The 19,408-nt window shown below is 61.8% G+C and carries 16 protein-coding genes, 1 pseudogene and 1 riboswitch; of the genes and pseudogenes, 12 read left to right on the forward strand and 5 right to left on the reverse strand.

Annotated features, from left to right (window positions below; translation table 11 throughout):
• Positions 1 to 173: 173 nt before the first annotated feature.
• From QR64_RS01295 to QR64_RS01310, 4 genes are all read right to left on the reverse strand, one after another.
• Complete coding sequence (locus QR64_RS01295) at positions 174 to 371, reverse strand: tautomerase family protein (RefSeq protein ID WP_006552221.1); 198 nt, start codon at positions 369 to 371, stop codon at positions 174 to 176.
• Between the two features lie 125 nt (positions 372 to 496).
• Entirely contained in the window at positions 497 to 1,753 is a 1,257-nt protein-coding gene (locus QR64_RS01300; protein WP_039583665.1) for a metal-dependent hydrolase family protein, read from the reverse strand.
• A 69-nt stretch (positions 1,754 to 1,822) separates the two neighbouring features.
• Positions 1,823 to 3,298 carry an aldehyde dehydrogenase gene (locus QR64_RS01305; RefSeq protein ID WP_081263415.1) on the reverse strand — a complete coding sequence of 492 codons (1,476 nt, stop codon included), beginning with the start codon at positions 3,296 to 3,298 and terminating at the stop codon, positions 1,823 to 1,825.
• A gap of 34 nt (positions 3,299 to 3,332) precedes the next feature.
• Positions 3,333 to 4,940, reverse strand: coding sequence for a nicotinate phosphoribosyltransferase (locus QR64_RS01310; protein ID WP_232512519.1), 1,608 nt, complete (start codon positions 4,938 to 4,940; stop codon positions 3,333 to 3,335).
• A 690-nt stretch (positions 4,941 to 5,630) separates the two neighbouring features.
• Between QR64_RS01310 and QR64_RS01315 the strand changes: the two genes are divergently transcribed.
• The 10 genes from QR64_RS01315 to QR64_RS25375 all read left to right on the forward strand — a co-directional run bounded on the left by QR64_RS01315 (position 5,631) and on the right by QR64_RS25375 (position 15,075).
• Positions 5,631 to 6,722 (forward strand): LLM class flavin-dependent oxidoreductase, encoded by a 1,092-nt coding sequence (locus QR64_RS01315; protein WP_039583668.1) that lies wholly within the window; start codon positions 5,631 to 5,633, stop codon positions 6,720 to 6,722.
• A gap of 34 nt (positions 6,723 to 6,756) precedes the next feature.
• Complete coding sequence (locus QR64_RS01320; RefSeq protein ID WP_039583670.1) at positions 6,757 to 7,398, forward strand: HAD family hydrolase; 642 nt, start codon at positions 6,757 to 6,759, stop codon at positions 7,396 to 7,398.
• A gap of 74 nt (positions 7,399 to 7,472) precedes the next feature.
• The gene (locus QR64_RS01325) at positions 7,473 to 8,228 is read left to right on the forward strand and encodes a glutamine amidotransferase (protein WP_039583672.1); all 756 of its coding nucleotides are present in this window, start codon (positions 7,473 to 7,475) and stop codon (positions 8,226 to 8,228) included.
• 20 nt (positions 8,229 to 8,248) lie between these two features.
• Positions 8,249 to 9,295: a LacI family DNA-binding transcriptional regulator gene (locus QR64_RS01330; protein WP_084222256.1), complete on the forward strand. Its 1,047-nt coding sequence runs from the start codon at positions 8,249 to 8,251 to the stop codon at positions 9,293 to 9,295.
• The gene (locus tag QR64_RS01335; RefSeq protein WP_039583674.1) at positions 9,288 to 10,211 is read left to right on the forward strand and encodes a PfkB family carbohydrate kinase; all 924 of its coding nucleotides are present in this window, start codon (positions 9,288 to 9,290) and stop codon (positions 10,209 to 10,211) included. Before QR64_RS01330 ends, QR64_RS01335 begins: the two co-directional genes overlap by 8 nt.
• 181 nt (positions 10,212 to 10,392) lie before the next feature.
• A complete protein-coding gene (locus tag QR64_RS01340) occupies positions 10,393 to 11,385 on the forward strand; it encodes a ribose-phosphate diphosphokinase (RefSeq protein WP_052227156.1) in 993 nt (330 codons plus the stop codon).
• A gap of 88 nt (positions 11,386 to 11,473) precedes the next feature.
• The gene (locus QR64_RS01345; protein WP_081263419.1) at positions 11,474 to 11,947 is read left to right on the forward strand and encodes a flavin reductase family protein; all 474 of its coding nucleotides are present in this window, start codon (positions 11,474 to 11,476) and stop codon (positions 11,945 to 11,947) included.
• A gap of 14 nt (positions 11,948 to 11,961) precedes the next feature.
• Positions 11,962 to 12,291, forward strand: coding sequence for an NIPSNAP family protein (locus QR64_RS01350; protein ID WP_039583675.1), 330 nt, complete (start codon positions 11,962 to 11,964; stop codon positions 12,289 to 12,291).
• 329 nt (positions 12,292 to 12,620) lie between these two features.
• On the forward strand, positions 12,621 to 14,078 hold the full coding sequence (locus tag QR64_RS01360; RefSeq protein WP_039583676.1) for an NAD-dependent succinate-semialdehyde dehydrogenase: 1,458 nt from the start codon (positions 12,621 to 12,623) through the stop codon (positions 14,076 to 14,078).
• 115 nt (positions 14,079 to 14,193) lie between these two features.
• Complete coding sequence (locus tag QR64_RS25375; RefSeq protein ID WP_084222257.1) at positions 14,194 to 15,075, forward strand: HpcH/HpaI aldolase/citrate lyase family protein; 882 nt, start codon at positions 14,194 to 14,196, stop codon at positions 15,073 to 15,075.
• 701 nt (positions 15,076 to 15,776) lie between these two features.
• Here QR64_RS25375 and thiC read toward each other — a convergent pair.
• Positions 15,777 to 17,534, reverse strand: coding sequence for a phosphomethylpyrimidine synthase ThiC (thiC, locus tag QR64_RS01370; RefSeq protein ID WP_039583678.1), 1,758 nt, complete (start codon positions 17,532 to 17,534; stop codon positions 15,777 to 15,779).
• A riboswitch (TPP riboswitch) is annotated at positions 17,532 to 17,642 on the reverse strand. (Overlaps the previous gene by 3 nt.)
• A 202-nt stretch (positions 17,643 to 17,844) precedes the next feature.
• Here thiC and QR64_RS01375 point away from each other — a divergent pair.
• The gene (locus QR64_RS01375) at positions 17,845 to 18,114 is read left to right on the forward strand and encodes an ArsR/SmtB family transcription factor (protein ID WP_235366956.1); all 270 of its coding nucleotides are present in this window, start codon (positions 17,845 to 17,847) and stop codon (positions 18,112 to 18,114) included.
• A 365-nt stretch (positions 18,115 to 18,479) separates the two neighbouring features.
• Positions 18,480 to 19,408, forward strand: a pseudogene (locus tag QR64_RS27425) (substrate-binding protein); the annotation flags it as partial.

Consider the following 19,408-nt stretch of genomic DNA (forward strand, 5'->3'; position numbering starts at 1 on the left):
CAACGGGGTCGATCGACACCCGCCCCTACCAAGTGCGAAGAGCCGACAAATGCTGGCGGCGCGTAGCCGAAAACTGCGCGCCGCCAGCATGTATCGGAGCGGCAGAGGTGGTTCGCCGAACCACGGTGGTACCGGTGAGTTGCCGAATGCGCACCTTTGCCGGCGGGGTCTGCTCAGCTGCTCTTTTCCATGGTCCGGCCTCCATGTCCCCACCGCTCACGCGGTACACCATGCAGCACGACCGTTGTTTCCGATCCGATCTCTTCTCCCAGGATCGAGGACACCGCTTCGGTCAGCGCTGCCACCATCTCGCCGGAGAACTTCGTCTCGGAGAACCTTTCTTCGAAGAAGCTTGCTTCGATGTACGGCATTTCCTTCTCGCTTTCTCGTCAATTCAATTCGTGCAACTACTATCGGCCGAGGCCGGAGTCGTTGATGTTCGGCCCCGGTTTTCAGATTTCCGGTACCGATATCTGCTTCCCGACGGAGACGACTCTCAGAGCGAGAGCAACGCGGCCGATTCCTCCAGATAGCTGGTGACGTCACGGCCCGATCGGACGACCGCTTTGATTCCCTGTCGCAGGCGAGTTATGTCCGAAAGGATGGTCCCATCGACCACCAGCGCATCTCCGATCGAGCCGGGTCGCAGCGAGCCGATGTCCGGGCGGTCGAGAAGTTCCGAAGCCACGACGGTGGCTGACGCCAACGCTTCATTCACCGACATCCCGTGTTCGACATACAGTTCGAGTTCTCGGTAATGGGCACCGAACGGGCACAGGGACCCGGATGAGTCCGTTCCCATCGCGATCTTGACTCCAGCCGAACGGGCGATATCGAACGATTCCAGAGCCCGATCGTGCGCCTCGCGCAGGCTTTCGACTCCGGCTTCGGTCAGGCCTCGGGCCGTCCCTTCGCGTTGGCACCAGTCGTTGAACGCGAGGGTCGGGACCAAGAATATTCCCTTTTGCGCCATTTCCGAAGCGCATTCTTCGTCGAGGAACGAGCCGTGCTCGATGCTGTCCACGCCGGCTTCGATACTGCGTCGAATCCCTTCCAACGACAGGGCATGCGCGGCGACGCGCAGATCCATGTCGTGCGCCTCTTCGACGATCGCCGTGAGTTCCTCGACACTGTAATTGGGCCAGTGCGGTTTCTCTCCTTTCGACATACCACCGCTGGCCATGACCTTGATGAAGTCCGCACCGCTTCGGGCCTGCAACCGGACCATTTGCCGGCAGGCATCGACACCGTCTGCGGTATCCCATTCGCGGCGTGGCGTGTAAGGAGGGTAGAACAGGTCACCGTGGCCGTTCGTCATGGTTATCCACCACGGCGCGACCAGAAGGTTCGGAGCGACGATCAGGTCGTCGGCGACCATGTCACGCAGTTCGACTTCGCCCACTCCCCGATGCCCCATGCATCGGAGCGTGGTGAACCCTGATCGTAGGGCACGGAGCGAGTTGCGATAGCCATGAAGCAGCTTTTCCGGACCGCTTTTTTGACCCCGGAACACATCGCTGGGAAGGATCCGCTCGTGATCCGAGTTCGTTGTCAGGTGCACATGACAATCCACCAGACCCGGCAGAACGACACATCCCGATGCATCGAGCCGCGCGACGCCGGGCCGGACCACCTCTGCCTTGTATTCGCCCGCATAGCTGACCCTGCCGTCTTCGATGTAGAGCAGTCCCTCCGAATAGGATTCGTCCGGGCCTACCCACACCAAGCCGTGTTCTATGGCAATCTCAGTCACATGATCCTCTTACGGTCGGCTTCGGTCGTCTGACCCGGCCGTGGTCTCTGCACCGCTCCGGGCACGGGTCTACTCGGGAGGTGCGTCCAGGACAACAGTCTTGTTCTCCAGGTACGCCTGCAGTCCTGCTACCCCGCCTTCGCGTCCGATACCGGATCTCTTGAATCCTCCGAACCCGATACCGAAGTCCACACGATTGCCGTTCTGCCCCACGGTGCCGGAGTGAAGCCTACGGGCAATGTCGAAAACCTTCTTCGAGTCATGGGTGAACACTGCAGCATTCAGACCGAACTCCGTTGCGTTCGCAATCCGAACGGCGTCCGTGAGATCCCGGGCCGGGGTCACGGCCAGCACCGGACCGAATATCTCTTCCTGAGCGATCCGCGACGTCTCCGACACATTTCCGAAGACGGTGGGCTCGACGAACCAGCCGCGATCGAGGTGGGACGGGCGTCCGCCGCCGTAAGCCAGTGTCGCCCCTTCCCTGATCCCGATCTGGATATAGTTCTCGACACGGTCCCGCTGCCGATCGCTGGCCAAAGGTCCCAGCGTGACCTGAGGATCGTACGGGTCGCCGATTACCACCCGGTCGAATTCGTCTGCCAACGCCTTGACCATCTCATCGTGACGTTCCTCCGAAACGATGATCCTGGTGAGCGATGCGCAGATCTGACCCGAGAGGAAGCACTCCGCAGAAGCGATGGTGTGTGCCGCCTCGGCAATGTCGAAGTCGTCCAGGACAATGGCAGGAGACTTGCCGCCGAGCTCCAGCGAAGACCGTGCAATTCGACCACCGAGGATGCTCCCGATTCGTTTGCCGACTTCCGTTGATCCGGTGAACGAGATCTTGTCGACCCGAGGGTCGGAGACCAACCGCTCGGAGGCAGCACGATCAGCGGTCACCACGTTCAGGACACCCGCCGGAATGCCGAGCTGATCAGCAATTTCCGCCATGATGTATCCAGCCCCCGGAGCTTCCGGGGACGACTTGATGACGACGGTGCATCCCGCCAGCAGTGCCGGCGCCACCTTGAACGCGATCAGTCCCATCGGCGCGTTCCATGGAATGATCGCTCCCACGACGCCTACAGGCTCTTTCACGATCATGCCGAAGCGTGCGCCGTTGGTGGGTGTGACTTCTTCCTGGAACGGGAAGCTCTTCGCCAGACCTGCGTAGTACCGGTACGCGTCGATTACCTCGCGCATGACACCGGGGACCGACGATGCCAGAATCCCGGTCTCTCGCGGCCAGATCTCCACGATGTCATCGATCCGCGCTTCGACGGCATCAGCGATATCGAGCAGCACCTGAGCCCGCTCGGCGTGCGACAACCGCGGCCAGGGTCCCTCGTCGAATGCCTGCCGGGCCGCTGTAATCGCGCGATCGATATCGTCGACATCGGCGTCCGGCACCGAGTAGTAGACCAATTCGTTTGTCGAGTCGACTACATCGATCAGAGCAGACGAGTGCGGGGGAACCCACTTCCCGTCGATGTACAAGCAATCTGTATTGGCAAGTGGCACACTCGGCAACTTTGTCATCATGGATCCCTAGTTATCTGTTCAACAGTTGTTGTGGTCAGGCAGGCACCGCGGCGCTGTCCTGCGCACGCATCTGTTCGATGACGGGGTAGTAGTACTCCTCGGGGACCTCCGCCTCGCTCCGCTCGATCAGCTCGGAGAAATCCCACTTCTTCAGGAGCTTGCCGTTGCGGTACACCGGCTGAAGGAGGTTCTCCTCGGGAGAAACCGAGTCGCGTCGCACCGTGCGGTACTCACCATCCCGCTTGACGAGGGCGAGACGGCCGGCCTTGGACACCTTGAAGCTCGCCCCGGTCGGCTGCTTGGCCACATCGCGCCATTCACCGTTTACTCGCACAGCGTTGCACTTCTGCCCGAAGTTCAACGTGTCTCGGTTGAAGTGCTGGAGCAGACCGCCGCCCATACCGAAAATCGCGTTCTCTGCCGCCATGCCCCGGCGTTCGAGTTCCATGTAGATCTCCGACAGGGTATCGAGCGTGATGCCGTCGCCCTGGACGACCCGCAGATACCGGGGCAGAACCTTGAATCCCTTGGAGTTGACCTCATAGCCGAAGGCATCCATGAGCCACTCAGCGGTATCCGCGGTCACCTGCACAGGGTCGCCCGAGTCCGGACGAGCACAGACCACGCCCGGGAAGTTCTCGATCTCGGCCTTCAGTTCTTTGCCGAGGATGTTCTTCACAGCGTTCTCATGGTCGTACGAGTCGGTCAGCAACAGCACCACACCGGCATCGCGGTAGGTGTTCATCATGTTGCGAAGAGCGTCGACTTCCTGATCCCGACCCCATGCCGTGAAACCTGCATGCTCGCTGTTCGGGCCCGAGTTCGCCGGACACACCGCGTTGTAGTATTTCATCGCAGCCAGGATGCCCGGCACCGTGTCACTCTGGTTGAAGTTGACCAGGTGTGCCAGACCACCCAATGCAGCAGATTCCTGGGAGCTCACGCCGCGAGCGCCGTAATCGTGCAGCTGGAAGCGCAGCAGATCCGGATTGTCCGAGGTGCGAGCGAACGCTTCCTTGATGATCTGCTTGCACATCCAACTGACCGTTCCGATCGTGGTCGGGTACCACACCGCTCGCAGCAACGCGGTCTCGAAGAAGCTGGTCACCCAGTGGTACTTCGGATCGGTGTTGATAACCTGCACAAGGACATTGCGGGTGGGCAGCACAGTCCCCTCGGGGACTGCCTCGATCTCTACAGGAAGGAATCCGCCGTGGTCGTTGAGGATGCCCATCCAGTTCTCCCTGCAGAAGGGCATCCCCTGCGCCCTGGTCACCGCTTCGGCCTCATCGATGTCGGCGAGGGTGATCGGCCGGAGCAAGCGCTCCTGGATGTAGGCCTGCAGTCCGACGAACATCGTCGCCGGGAAGATGCCACCACGCGATTCGACGTAGCTGGAGACGTACTCGGTTCCCTGAGGATAGAGAGTGTGGTGGCAATGCTTGTAGGTATCGGTGTTGAGGATCAGATTGTCGAATCCCGAGATAGTGGGCATGGACGTTTCCCTTCGTTCGTGTGATGCGAAGACAGTTGTTGAAACGTTTCTACTGCTGCACGAAAACTGGGCCAGAAAGCCTGGGGGCATACCGCGAGTCGCAGCATTTGAATTCGTGCGGCCGTGTCGGCGGTTGCTAGAGATCATGGTCGAGCCCACACCTCAGGTCAAGCGTTGACGCGTAAAATCTTCCGGCAATATTCGCGCAACACAGTCGATACCTCCGGCAGCACCCAGGTCTGTCTACAGACCGCCACAACCGGGATGCAGCCCGTCACCGAACGATCGATAGTGCTCTGCGCCCTCGGAGCTGTGTTGCGAACAGAAAGTGTGTTGTAGGAACACTTCCCGGAGCAGGGATGACAGAACCGTCTGCACAATCACGCAGCAACCGACACCCGCCGGCACGTCTCCCCTGTGCACCACCACCCGACCGCGGCCGACCACGCCTCTACCGACTGCCGGACGAATCCTGCCGAGCACCCGGGTTGAATCGCTTCTACATCTGCGTCGCTCATTGCCTTCGTGATTCGCGGATCTTGGAGGTTGATCCAAACACCGGAACACCCGGCCTTACGTCTCTCACCAGCGTGAACAACGTTTATCGAGTTTCTCGAAAGAAAACGAGTTCGGCACTATGCACAGGGCGCCGGACCGTTGTATGCTCCGGATGTACGAGATAGAACCGTTTCTACATCGCCCCACAGTCCGAGTTCGGCAGGGACCCACGCACCGGGTCTGGCCCGGAACTGCACGAGCAGCGTCCGCTCTGCAGCCGGAACTCGGCACGCCTCCAGCAATACAGGAACTGCCCAACCTCGTAGAAAGACAGCTTCCATGAAGATCTGGGTCACCACTCCATTCTTCTACCGCGACATGAGCCGTCCGTGGTCCGAACTCCTCAACGACATGCTCAGCATCGTCGATGCCGCAGAGGACCTCGGCTTCGAGGGCGTCACAGTCAACGAAAATCACTTTCAGAACTACGTCAGCAATCCTTCATCGCTGATGTTCAGCGCTTTGGCCGCAGCGCGCACCGAGCGCTTGCGAATCATGCCCGGCATCGTGGTCCTTCCGTACTACAACCCGTTGCTCATCGCGTCGGAGATGAGTTTCCTCGACCAGATGGCACCGGGGCGCATCGGCATCGGCGTGGCGCGGGGTGGCAGTCGCTACCCGCTCGACCGACTCGGCATCAACCCCAAAGAAGCACGCGACATCTACGAAGAATCCCTCGAGATCATCAAGCGGGTGTGGGTCGAGGACGATGTGTCGTTCGACGGCAAGTACTTTTCGTTCCCGCCGACGACTCTTGTGCCCAAGCCGGCATCCAAGCCGCACCCGGAGGTATGGGCGGCCTCGCAGAGCATCGACGGCGTACGCCGCGTGGCACGACAGGGAAACAACCTGATCACTGCTCCGAACTACGGCAACTTCGAGCCCTACGGCGATCTCGAAGCGTTGCTCGCCGCGTACAACGACGAGATCGAGACGAGCGGGATGCCTCGAAAGCAGGTGATGGCCCTTCGCCACACCTGGCTCGGCAACACCGAAGAAGAGGCGACCGAGTACTTCGACGACGTGCTCAGTGAGTACAACTACTATCTCACCCTGGTGCATGCCTCCAGCTCCGGCCAACAGTCCCAAGAGGAGCGTCTGGCAGCACGCGCCGAGGGAAAGAAGGACGACTCGGTGGTCCAGGGCGGAGCGATGAGGCCCGCCCAGGAGTCGTTCTCCAAGGAAGGGCTCCTCGAAAAGTACGCCGATCCCATCCTCACCACCCCCGACAAGATGATCGAACGATTCAAGTCCTACGAGGCATTGGGCGTCGATCACATGGCGTGCCTGATCGCCGTGGGACAGCCGATCGAGGCGATCATCAAGAACATGCAGTTCATGGCCAAGGAAGTGCTCCCGGAGTTCTCCTGAGACCCGGCCCGACGACTTCCACAGAAAGCAACACATGCCCACCCGACTGCACGTATTCGATATGGACGGCACGCTGCTCAACGGAGCAGCCGCCCTGGAACTGTCGACATTCTTCGGCCGCCGCGACGTTGGACTCGAAATCGAACAGCTCTGGCACGCTGGACAAATCACCGACTTCGACTTCTGGTCAACCCTGCTCGAGGTCTGTGCGCACGCGACGGAGGACGACCTCGACGCCGCGTTCGAACAAGCGGCCTGGCTCGATGGCATCACCGATACCTTCGACGATATCCGCAGGCGCGGTGAGATTGCCATCGTGATCTCGCAATCGCCGGCGTTCTTCGTTCAGAGACTTAGAAACTGGGGCGCTCACGAGGCCTACGGATCCGATGTGGTGATCGGACAGACGCTCTCCGAAGAGGCAACACTGTCACCGCAAGCCAAGGTCCACATCACGCGAGATGCACTGGAGCGCTACCACATCGAACCAGCCGACTGCGTCGCCTACGGTGACTCGTCCTCCGATGTGGATCTGTTCGGATGGCTACCGAACACCGTCGCTGTCAACGCCAGCCCGTTGGTGTCCGAGCTTGCCGCAGTCCAGTACCAAGGTAACGACCTTCGCCAGGCGTACGCATTGGGACGGAAGTTACTCAGCGCGAGCACCCCGTCCTGAACACGCGCCGGGCCACCGACGAACACTCCGCTACCGACACCCACCTCCCATTCCCAGGCACCACAGGAGACCTTATGGAACCGCTCAAGATCCTCTTCACCGGCGAATCCTGGATCAAGCACGTTATTCACATGAAAGGCTTCGATCAGTTCCACACCACTGAGTACGAGGAAGGCGCAAGCGTATTCCTCGAAAATCTCACCCGCGAAGGGCACGACGTCAACTACGTGCGCGGCCACGAGATTTCTTCACGTTTCCCCAAGACGGCACAGGAAATCGACGAGTACGACGTAGTTGTCATCTCCGATATCGGATCGAATTCCTTCCAGCTCCCCGACGAGACGTTCCTACGTTCGGAAGCATCGCCCAACCGTCTGGGAGTAGTCGCTGAATACGTCCGCCGGGGCGGCGGATTGGTCAAGGTCGGTGGCTATATGTCGTTCACCGGAATCGACGGCAAGGCCCGCTTCGGCATGACCCCCCTCGCCGACGTGTTGCCTGTGACCATGCTCCCCTACGATGACCGCATCGAGGTCCCGGAGGGCTGCAAGGTCGAGGTATGCCGACCGGAACATCCCGTCCTGGGTGACACCTCCAGCGACTGGCCTCCCCTGCTCGGCTACAACCGAGTGGTGGCCCGCGACGACGCCGAGGTCGTCGCCCGCACCGGAGACGACCCCATCCTGGTCACAGGACATCATGGCGACGGCCGAGTGGTCGCGTTCACCTCGGATCTCGCTCCCCACTGGGCCCCGCCGGAGTTCGTCGAGTGGTCGAACTACGCGCTGCTGTGGTCTTCGATACTGTCGTGGGCTAGTGGACGATCCTAATTCCGCAGAGAGGGATTGCTGTGGCGTCATCTGAGCACAGACGCACGCGCAAGCGCACGACCATCAAGGACGTCGCGGAACACGCTGGAGTCTCCATGAGCACGGTGAGCTACGTACTCAACGACTCCGGCCCGGTTGCGCCCGACCGCCGTACCCGTGTGCTCGACGCCGTGCGAGTTCTGGAATACTCGCCGAACGAGTCTGCGCGTAATCTCAAACGCCGCAGCGCTTCCCGTATTGGCATGGTCGTACCCGACCTGACCAATCAGTTCTTCGCCATGATCACCGAAGGGGTCCATCAAGCCGCATCGGCACGTGATGTCCTGGTGGTCCTGGTGGTCCCGGGCAGCTCGGAACAATCCGAGGAAGCCCAGACCAGATTGCTGCGCAGCCAACGCGTGGACGGAGTCATCTACCTGACCAGCACCGGGTCCATGCCCGAAGCTTGCTACGAACTGGCTCGCTCTGGTCCGGTGGTGCTCGTCGACGAGCAGATCCCGGGCATCGACCTGCCCGCCGTGGTCTGCGACTCCCGCAGGGGAGCTCGCCAGGTCGCGCAACACGTCCTCGACAAGGGCCACCGGGACGTTGCGGTCATCGGCGGTCCGGAGGGTCTGTGGACGGCTCAACAACGACTGGCCGGCTACCGCGAGGCACTTGCCGGGGCAGGCATCGACCCGGACACGGTCCCGGTGTACTACGGCGACTACCAGCAATCGTCCGGCCGGGACCTGGCCCAACGCGCGTTGGCGGCGCAGACTCGGCCCACTGCCCTGATCTGCGCCAACGACCTCATGGCTGTGGGCGCGATGGAGTATTGCCGCGCACAAGGGCTCCGTATGCCCGAGGACGTCAGCATCGTGGGCTTCGACGACCTTCCTCTGTCGTCGCTTCTCACGCCGCGGCTCACCACCGTGCGCCAGCCGGCGCGAGACATGGGCTACCGCGCAGCGACAGTCCTTTTCGATTTGATTGAGAACCGCACACCGGAACCCATGGATCCGTTACCGACGACACTCCAGGATCGGTCATCGGTGTGCACTATCAGCGGGAGCGTCAATGAGTAACGGGGTTCTAGTGGTCGGCGCCCTCAACGTCGATCTGGTCGTGGCCGTCGATCGGTTACCCGGTCCGGGTGAGACCGTCGTCGGTCCACACCTGGACAAGTTCGGCGGCGGCAAGGGCGCGAACGCGGCTATCGCAGCCGCCCGCATGAACGTGCCGGTGCGCTATTGCGGAGCGATCGGCGATGATGAACTCGGACGCGAGGCATTGGTCGAGCTCCGCGCCTCCGGTGTCGACGTCACCGACGTCGCCGTCCTCGACGACACCGCCACCGGCACTGCCCTGATCGTGGTCGACGCGGTGGGGGAAAACCAGATCGCCGTTGCCGCCGGGGCCAACGCTGCCCTTACGCCGGCACTCGTTCGCCGGGCCGTCGAGCGTGCATCGGGGTGGGCCGGATGTGTACTCGTCAGCACCGAAATCCTCCCGGCAGCGGTCGAAGCTGCCGTGTCGACAGCCTCCGACATGGGACTGCGCTGTGTGCTGAATCCGGCCCCTGTGCGCAACGAGTTCATCGCCAGCGCCCACGCAGCGTCGGTTCTGACACCCAATAGTTCAGAGCTTCGTGACCTGTGCGCTGCACTGTCCATCCCGTTCACCGACGTCGGTGACGCCTCGGCGAACGTCGCTCGGGCCACGGGAGCGTGCCTCGTCGTGACCAGAGGGGACAAGGGGGCGATCGTGGCCTATCCCGACGGAACCATCGAACCCGTCCCGGCCCTGCAGGTATCGGACGTGCGTGACACAACCGGTGCGGGCGACACGTTCAACGGTGTGCTCGCAGCGTCGCTTTCCTCCGGGATGCCGCTCGGAGCCGCAAGTGCGCTTGCAGTAACGGCAGCGTCACTGTCGGTCAGACATGTCGGTGCCCGCACAGGGATGCCGATCGCCGACGAGGTCAACGCCGCACACGTATAACCGATCACCGTGTGATCATGCTGGGCGCCGTATCCGCCCACCCTCCATAGAAACGTTTCTATCGCCGATACGGGAATCTCCACCTTCGAACCCACCGCTACATCCCCACGATGCTCTCGTCCTTTCGCGCCACACTCCCCGCACATGCCCGATTCCCCGGCATCTACCTGGAAGGCCACCAATGACGACCTCCATTCCGTTCGGATCCCAGAAACAATTGATGTTGTTCTCGGGCCGCGCCAATCCGGCGCTCGCCTCGTCGATCGCCTCCAACCTGCAGGTCGATCTGGGTCGGGTCGCTCTGAAGACATTCTCCAACGGAGAGGTGTACTGCAGATTCGACGAATCCATTCGAGGCGCAGACGTCTTCCTGATCCAACCGATGTGCGCAAACCCCATCGAAGGCCTCAGCGCCAACGACGCACTGGTCGAACTGCTCGTGATGATCGATGCAGCCATCGGCGCCAGTGCACGCCGAGTAGTCGCGGTCACCCCCTGGTTCGGCTACTCCCGTCAGGACAAGAAATCCTCACCCCGCGAACCCATCTCGGCTCGTATGGTGGCACGAATCCTCGAGGCAGCCGGTGTCGACCGGGTACTCACGATGGACCTACACGCGGGACAGCTTCAGGGCTTCTTCAGCGTTCCGGTCGACCACATGACCGCGCTGATGGCACTCGCGGACCACTTCGCCGCGCTGGACGACGACCTGGTGGTCGTCGCGCCGGACGCCGGTCGCGTAAAGCTCAATAAGCAATTCGCCACTCGCATCGGTGCCGGCCTGGCCATCCTGGACAAGGAACGTCCTCAGCAGCAGGTCGCGGAGATCACCACCGTCATTGGAGATGTACGAGGTAAAACCGCGATCATCGTCGACGACATGATCGACACCGCGGGAACCCTACGCGCAGCAGGCGAGGCGGTCGTCCGCGCCGGATGCTCGCGAGTCTTCGCCGCCGCTACCCACGCAGTGTTCAGCGGCTCTGCGCACGAGAACCTCGCCAACTCTCCGTTCGAGCGCATCGTCGTGACAGACACCATCCCCCTCGGGCCCGGAGCCCCGTCGACCGTCGACGTCGTATCGTGCGCACCGATGCTCGCCGACTCGATCCGGTGCATCTTCACCGACGACTCCGTCAGCGAGGTATTCGGGGGGAAGAACCATGTGTTCTGACAAAGCCCTACACGCCGAAGGCCAGATCATGACGGCCATAAACCTCAGAGGTGTCCACGACGACATCGGTACGGTCGACACAGCGGCGTTGCGCGCAACGTTCGGCCGCTTCCCGAGCGGGGTCACCGCGCTGTGCGCGACCGACGTGACCGGTGAGCCGATCGGTATGGCCGTCAGTGCGTTCGTCAACGTGTCATTGGAGCCTCCGTTGGTGGGCGTGTTCGTTCAGACGTCCTCGACCACCTGGCCCAAGCTACGAGAACGACCACGGATCGGACTGTCGGTCCTGGGAGCAGGACAGCAGACACCGTGCCGGCAACTCGCCGCCCGCCAGGTCGACCGGTTCGCCAACGTGAGCTGGGAGAGCGGGCCCGACGGATCAGTCTTCCTGCACGGTGCAGCAGCCTGGTTCGACTGCGAAATCGAATCGGAAACCACGACGGGCGATCATCGATTCGTGCTTCTCCGCATCATCGGACACGACTTCGAAGCCGAGCAGGACCCACTCGTATTTTACGCCAGCAAGTTTCACGAATTGCCCAACGGCATTCCGGATAACTGACAGAAAGGACAGCTGTGATCTACGAGATCAGGGAGTACGTCGCGGTACCGGGCAAACTGTCGGCGATAATCGACCTCTTCACCAACCACACGGCCCGCATGTTCAAGCGATACGACATGGAGCTGATCAGCGCCGGCCACACACTGATCGGAGAACACTCCTTCGGCGAATTGGTGTACACCGTTCGATTCGCAAACCTGGCCGAGCTCGAAAACAAGTGGTCCCAGATGCTCGCGGATCCTGAATGGCAGCAAGCGTTCGCTGCTGCCGAATCAGACGGACCACTGATTCGGACAATGCGCCGTCGGGTCATCGACGGATCATCGATCGAAGAAGCGCCATGATAGTCCAGATCAATGGGTGTCACGACATTCAACTCATCCCTACCGAGGACGATGACGTCCGGGTAGTAACACACGAGATCTTGCTCCCCTATCTACCGGGCATCGTGAAACTGACCGGATTGGGACGCGTCAACGGCCGCTCCGTGGAGCTCGACGAGAACTGGTCCGGATGGCCTTCTCATTGCTGTTCCTTGCCCAAAACCGCGACCATCGTCACTCGTTCCCTCTGAGCGGAAGTCGATGATCCGGCTCTTCGCAGAGCTTCACTTTTCACGAGTCAGGCTCGCACCCGCTATTGCCACGGTTGGCACCATCCGAAAGGAACCTCGATGACCGGCTTCAGCTCCCTACTGGCTGCCGTCCCGACCGGCCTCTGGATCGACGGCACTACTCGCGAGTCCTGTTCCGGTAGACGTTTCGACATTGTGAATCCTGCGACTGGCACCGTCTTGACGACCGTAGCCAACGGCAGCGTCGCCGACGCAAGACACGCGCTCGCATCGGCTGCCGAGGTTCAGCCGGCATGGGCTGCGACCGCCCCTCGCGAACGGTCGGAGATCCTTCGCAGAGCCTGGGAACTCGTCATGGAGCGGTCCGAAGAGTTCGCCCGGCTGATCACACTCGAAATGGGCAAACCGTTGGCGGAGAGTCGCGGCGAGGTGGTGTACGGAGCAGAGTTCCTCCGGTGGTTCGCAGAGGAAGCTGTTCGAATCGGCGGTCGTACCGCGACCGCACCGTCTGGAAACGGCCACATCGCGGTGATCAAGGAACCTGCGGGTCCAGCCCTGGCCATCACGCCCTGGAACTTTCCGCTCGCGATGGGGACACGCAAGATCGGCCCGGCGCTCGCGGCTGGATGCACCATCATCGTCAAACCGGCCGAGGACACTCCCCTCACCATGTTGCTGCTCGCACACGTCTTTGCTGAAGCCGGTCTTCCTCGTGGTGTTCTGTCTGTACTACCGACTCTCGATGCCCCAGACGTCGTCGGCACTCTGATGAAGGACCGTCGACTGCGAAAGGTCTCCTTCACCGGATCCACCGCCGTCGGGAAGAAGATCATCGAACAATCCGCAGATCAGATACTGAAGAGCTCCATGGAACTTGGCGGCAATGCCCCGTTCATCGTCTTCGATGACGCCGACATCGACGCCGCAGTCGACGGTGCGATGGCCGCCAAGATGCGTAACGGTGGTGAAGCCTGTACTGCCGCCAATCGACTGCTCGTACACAATTCGATCCGGGAAGAGTTCACTCGTGCTCTGTGCGATCGGATCGCCGCGACAACAGTGGGTCCCGGTTACGAAGACGACGTCACGCTTGGTCCGTTGATCAATGCCAAGCAACGCAACGCGGTTGCAGCACTGGTCGATGAAGCCGTTGCTGCCGGAGCACGCGTGCGCACGGGCGGGACACCCATCGACGGTCCCGGCTACTTCTACCAACCGACCGTCATCGACAATGTACCTGCCGGTGCACGCATCCTCAGTGAAGAGATCTTCGGTCCGGTTGCGGTCATCACAGGCTTCGACACCGAGGCCGAAGTAGTCGCGAGCGCAAACGACACCGACTACGGATTGGCTGCCTACTTCTACACGCAGAACCTCGATCGAGCGTCCCGAGTCGCTCGCGCCCTCGAATTCGGGATGGTCGGCGTGAACCGGGGCATTATTTCCGATCCAGCGGCTCCCTTCGGCGGCATCAAGCAGTCCGGGTTGGGCAGCGAGGGCGGCAGCGAAGGAATCGAAGAGTACCTCAACACCAAGTACATCGCTCTGACCCCCTGACAGTTGTTCATGGCAACTGTCCTGCAGAAATCGGAGATTCCAGGACTCGTCCGCACAGCATCGATAATCCACAACATCCACTGATTCGAATAAATACTGGAGATCGACAACAACGATGTCATTCGACTTCGAGGAACCCGATGCAGCCCGGGAAGCGCGAACCGAGCTGGCACGCCTTGCCCGATCATGGCTACTCGTCCCCCCTACCGATCTCGCGCGGTTGCATACCGCGGTCGCTACCAGTCCGGACTGCCTTGTCCTCGATCTCGAGGATGGAGTGCCCTACAGGGAGAAAACATCTGCACGGACAGTTGCGGCGCAGTGGCTTCGCGACAGAGTCGGTTGGGTCCGAGTCAACGACGCTTCGACCCGTGAACTTGCACTCGACCTGGAAATACTCCGCGATTCGCGGGGCCTTACCGGAATTGTTCTTGCAAAAACCGAGAGTCCGCAAGACATCGACATCGCGTCTGCCGCACTCCCCCATGTCCCGATCGTCGCTATGGTCGAGACTGCTTCCTCGCTTCGTCAGGCCGACCGTATCGCTGAATGCTCACCGGTCGTGCGCTTGGCCTTCGGCATCAGAGACTTCTGCAGCGACCTCGACATCGATGGGACACCAGAAGGCCTGGCGTATGCACGCTCGACCCTCGTCATCGCCAGCAAGACGGCGGAAATCGCAGCGCCTATCGACGGCCCGAGCGCTGCGGATGATCGGGATATCGTCGCAGCCGACATCGACACAGCCAAAAAGTTCGGCATGACCGGAAAATTGTCGGTTCGGGCGCGTCACGTCGACACGATCAACGAGAGATTCTCCCCGTCGGCCGATTCAGTCTCACAAGCGCATGCCACTATCGCCGAACTCGGCCCCTGCGGGGAGAACATCGAGACGGGAGCCGATCGGCCGCGCTTCATCTCAGCCACTGCCGTGCTTTCCAGATCTCGGTACTTCGGCCGCTTGGAGGCGACCAAATCCGCCTCTCTTGCCCAGTAGTCGGCGCGTTCACGCTGCTCTGATCAGCACCGTCAACGCTGCAAGGGTCTCGGGTGCGGTGTACCTGCCCGGGTCAAGAACCCGCAAGGCATCATCGAGAAGACTGATTACCGCGCGGAGATGGTGGACAACACCGCCGCGCGAGGTCGACGCCGAGCGAATGCGGGATGGTCCGGACGCGTTCCAGCGCGTGTGCAGCGACCGCCGATCCCGGAAGCAGAATCGACCGGGGCGACGATCACGACCGCTCTTCCGAGACGGCCGCCTGCCGTGACACGGTGAGGGGAACGGCAACCCGCACCGTGTCACGGCAGGCGTCGAGACCACCCGGCAACTACTCCTCGGTGCCTCGAAGCTGAGCGAGTCACAAGTGCAGGTCACCCCCGATTCGGCAGCGAGGTGGGCGATTTCGTCACCGCCTCGCCCGCCGGCACCCGATCACTGCTACAGCGAACCCCGCTCACACATGGGCACTTTCGTTGAGCACGAGTGGGTACCGCCGCTGAATCTCATTCCCCTCGTACTCGAACCCGGACGGTCGCCGGCACCGCGAAACCGCACATCGATGCCGACTCCGTCCTCGACCACCTTCATCATCGCTACACAACGCCACCCGGCAGAGCAAGTGCGGGCGTGCGTCACGCCGCTGAGGGCGTTGCGTCCGTGTCCTCCCGTCACCTGGACTCAACGCCCCTGCGACCTCAGTTGTCCTGTGTCACACGCTTACTTTCGGAGGACAGGACAGTAGGGGTATCCAAATACACCGTGCTGCCGGCGGCCCTGAACTGGTCGGACATATGTTGCATCCCGGCGACGGCGGCCTGGTCGGCGGCGTCACCGAACCTGGTCCGGATGTCTTGGGAGATACGCATCGAGCAGAACTTCGGCCCACACATCGAGCAGAAGTGCGCCGTCTTGGCCGGTTCAGCCGGAAGCGTCTCGTCATGGAACTGCTCGGCCGTATCCGGATCCAGCGACAGAGCGAACTGATCCCGCCAACGAAACTCGAAACGCGCCTTCGACAACGCGTCGTCACGCTCGACGGCACCGGGATGGCCCTTGGCGATGTCGGCGGCATGAGCGGCGATCTTGTACGTGATGACCCCGGTCTTCACGTCGTCCCGATTCGGCAGTCCCAGATGCTCCTTCGGGGTGACATAACACAGCATCGCGGTGCCATGGCGGGCGATCTCGGTGGCCCCGATCGCGGAGGTGATGTGGTCGTAGCCCGGAGCAATGTCGGTCACCAGCGGCCCCAGGGTGTAGAAAGGCGCTCCATGACATAACTTCTGCTGACGCTCCACATTTTCCCGCACCCGATGGATCGGGATGTGGCCAGGGCCTTCGACCATCACCTGAACGTCGTGAGCCCAGGCACGGGTGGTCAGTTCGGCAAGGGTGTCCAGTTCGGCGTACTGCGCGGCGTCGTTGGCGTCGGCGATCGACCCCGGTCGCAGCCCGTCCCCGAGGGAAAATGCCACGTCGTAGCGGGCGAAGATCTCACACAGTTCGTCGAAGTGGGTGTAGAGAAAATTTTCCTCGTGATGGGCAAGGCACCAACCGGCCATGATCGACCCACCTCGGGAGACGATGCCGGTGAGCCGCTCGGCCGTGAGCGGTACGTAGCGCAGCAGCACTCCGGCGTGGATGGTCATGTAGTCCACACCCTGCTCACACTGCTCGATCACGGTGTCGCGAAAGATCTCCCACGTCAGCGCATCGGCCTGGCCGGCGACCTTCTCCAGAGCCTGGTAGATCGGCACCGTGCCGATCGGCACCGGGGAGTTGCGAATGATCCACTCTCGGGTGGTGTGGATATCTTCACCGGTGGACAGGTCCATCACAGTGTCCGCGCCCCAACGGGTGGCCCAGCGCATCTTGTCGACTTCGTCGACGATGGAGCTGGTCACCGCTGAGTTACCGATGTTGGCATTGATCTTCACCAGGAAGGACTTGCCGATGATCATCGGCTCGGACTCGGGGTGGTTGACGTTGGCGGGGATGATCGCCCGACCCGCCGCCACCTCCGAGCGCACCAGTTCCACGTCGCAGTTCTCCCGCAGCGCCACGAACCGCATTTCCTGGGTGATGATCCCCGCCCGGGCATAGTGCATCTGCGTGACCGTCCGGCCTGTCCTCGCTCGCACCGGGACAGGTCGGGGCCCCTTCCACTCCCGGGACGCCTCTCCACGCCGCACCGCCGAGCGGCCATCGTCGAGCAGATCCCGTTCTCGCCCCGGGTAGTGCTCGACGTCGCCGCGAGCAGCAATCCAGTCGGCGCGCGTCGGCGGGAGCCCGACCAGCGGATCGCTACCGGGACCTGCAGTGCGGTAGACCTGCAGCGACGGGTTCGGCACCCCGCCGGGAGAGTCGCCCAAGCGGATCTCTGTGACAGGTACACGCAGGTCGTGTTCCTCGTCGTGGACATAGCTCAGGGCATGCGAATTGGATGCACTCATCGGAATCGTTCCTACTTCCTTCGCCGGCATTACCCGGGCAGGTTCGACGGTCGCAGGCTGCCTCAGCCCGATCTCAGCCCCTGCAATAGGGCTCCCGTGGGGACGTCACAGACCCTAACACCCGACTCGTCTCGCTGCAGATGTAGCTGGTCCGGTCGTCGGAGCGGTGCGAAGTCGGCCCGTCCTGTACGAGCTACGAGGAGGTACTCTTCTATACGTCATCGACTGTTGACTCGAGGAGATCGGGATCTTGTCCGCACAGCTGGCCTTCGATGCCCTCGCTGACCCTGTGCGGCGAGCCATTCTCACTGTGCTGGCAGAGCGCGATGAGTGCAGTGTCAAGGAACTGGTCGACCAGATCGACAGCGTGGGACGCACCGGCGTTTCGAACCACCTCCGGATCCTGCGGCACGCGGGATTGGTCACCGAACGCAAGGTCGGACGCTTCCGTTTCTACTCGATCGACCCGGCCGGTCCCGCCCGGGATGTCATCGCGATGTTGCAGGAAGTGTTTCGAGGAGCCCTGGTAGATGCCGTCGAGGCTGCCGATCGCACCGCTGCCACCGATAGATCTCTGTGACGTGCATAGCTTCCAGGGAACACGGGGACCCAACTCGTATTGCACGCGGAAGAGTGGACCGCATCCCCACCCTCGGTGGCCTACAGCCTTTCGGAGCAGGCGAAGAGGCGGGATGGCTGTTCGGCGGGGTATGCGGTCGGGTCGAACCCGGCGCTGCCGTGCGTATGGCGGTCCACCTCAGCGGTTCCGGCGCAGAACCGGTCGAGATTCTCGGCCGTATCGCTGCTGCGCGTCCGTATGTGTACCTCGATATCGTGCACGACCAGCCTTGGCGGGGGCTTATCAAACTTCGTTTCGGAGCCGCCGATGGAGGCACGAGAGTTCGGCTCATCGCCGAACTCGACCAGCCCGGATTGGAATGGTTGATGCGGCGTCGAGGGTTCCCTACCGCTCGAAACGCCTCGCCCCATCCCCGTCTGGGCTTGTTGACGTCGAAATCCGGACCCTGCAGCCCCTTCGCTACCTCAATCGACAACGCTGCCATGCTGGCGCTCGAGGAAATCAATGCCGAGGGTGGCATTCATGGCCGACGGGTCGAGTTGATCGTGGGCGATGACGCCACAGACCCGGAGACCGGCGTCATGGAAGCGCGGCGACTCGTTCAGGCAGGCTGCCGGACCATCCTGATCGCCACCACATCGGCTACCTATACCGCAGTTGCCGAGGCGCTCGGCGATGCACCCGTGCTGCTGGTGCAGCCGGTCATGAACGAAGGAGGCAGCGGCGGTCGTCTCCGTCTCCAACTCGGGGAGCGGCCGGGCGATCAGTTGGCAACAGCTACGAAACCACTCACGCAGATGGAGGGGGTGCGACGATCGTTTCTGGCCGGCAACGATTATTGTTGGCCGCGAACGACACATGGCTTGGCTCGCCAACTGTTGCCCCGGTACGGCGCCCGAATCGTCGGTGAAGAGTTCGCATCGATGAGGACTCGAGACTTCGCTCAGATCGTCGAATCGATTCAGAAATCGGGAGCCGACATCGTCCCTCGTCGGATCTGATGCTGTTGAGTTCGAACGTCAGTGTTATGCAATGGGGTTGCGGGATCGGTGCATAACACTGGCGCCGGCATTGGAAGAGTCCATGCTGACGTACATCAGCGACGAAGCAGCCCGTGGTCTGCACTCCGTCTCGGGGTATTTCCAAGGATTACAAACGGAGGGCAACGCCTCGTTTCTGAGGAGGTACCAGGCACAGTTCGGTCCTTGGGCACCGCCACTGTCGACGTTGAGCGAGTCTGTGTTCGAGGCAGTGAGGTTTTCTCACCAGAGAGTCACCGACGACAGCAAAGACA

Origin of the sequence: Rhodococcus sp. Chr-9 (genome assembly GCF_000801125.1) — a bacterium.
Taxonomy (GTDB): domain Bacteria; phylum Actinomycetota; class Actinomycetes; order Mycobacteriales; family Mycobacteriaceae; genus Rhodococcus; species Rhodococcus pyridinivorans.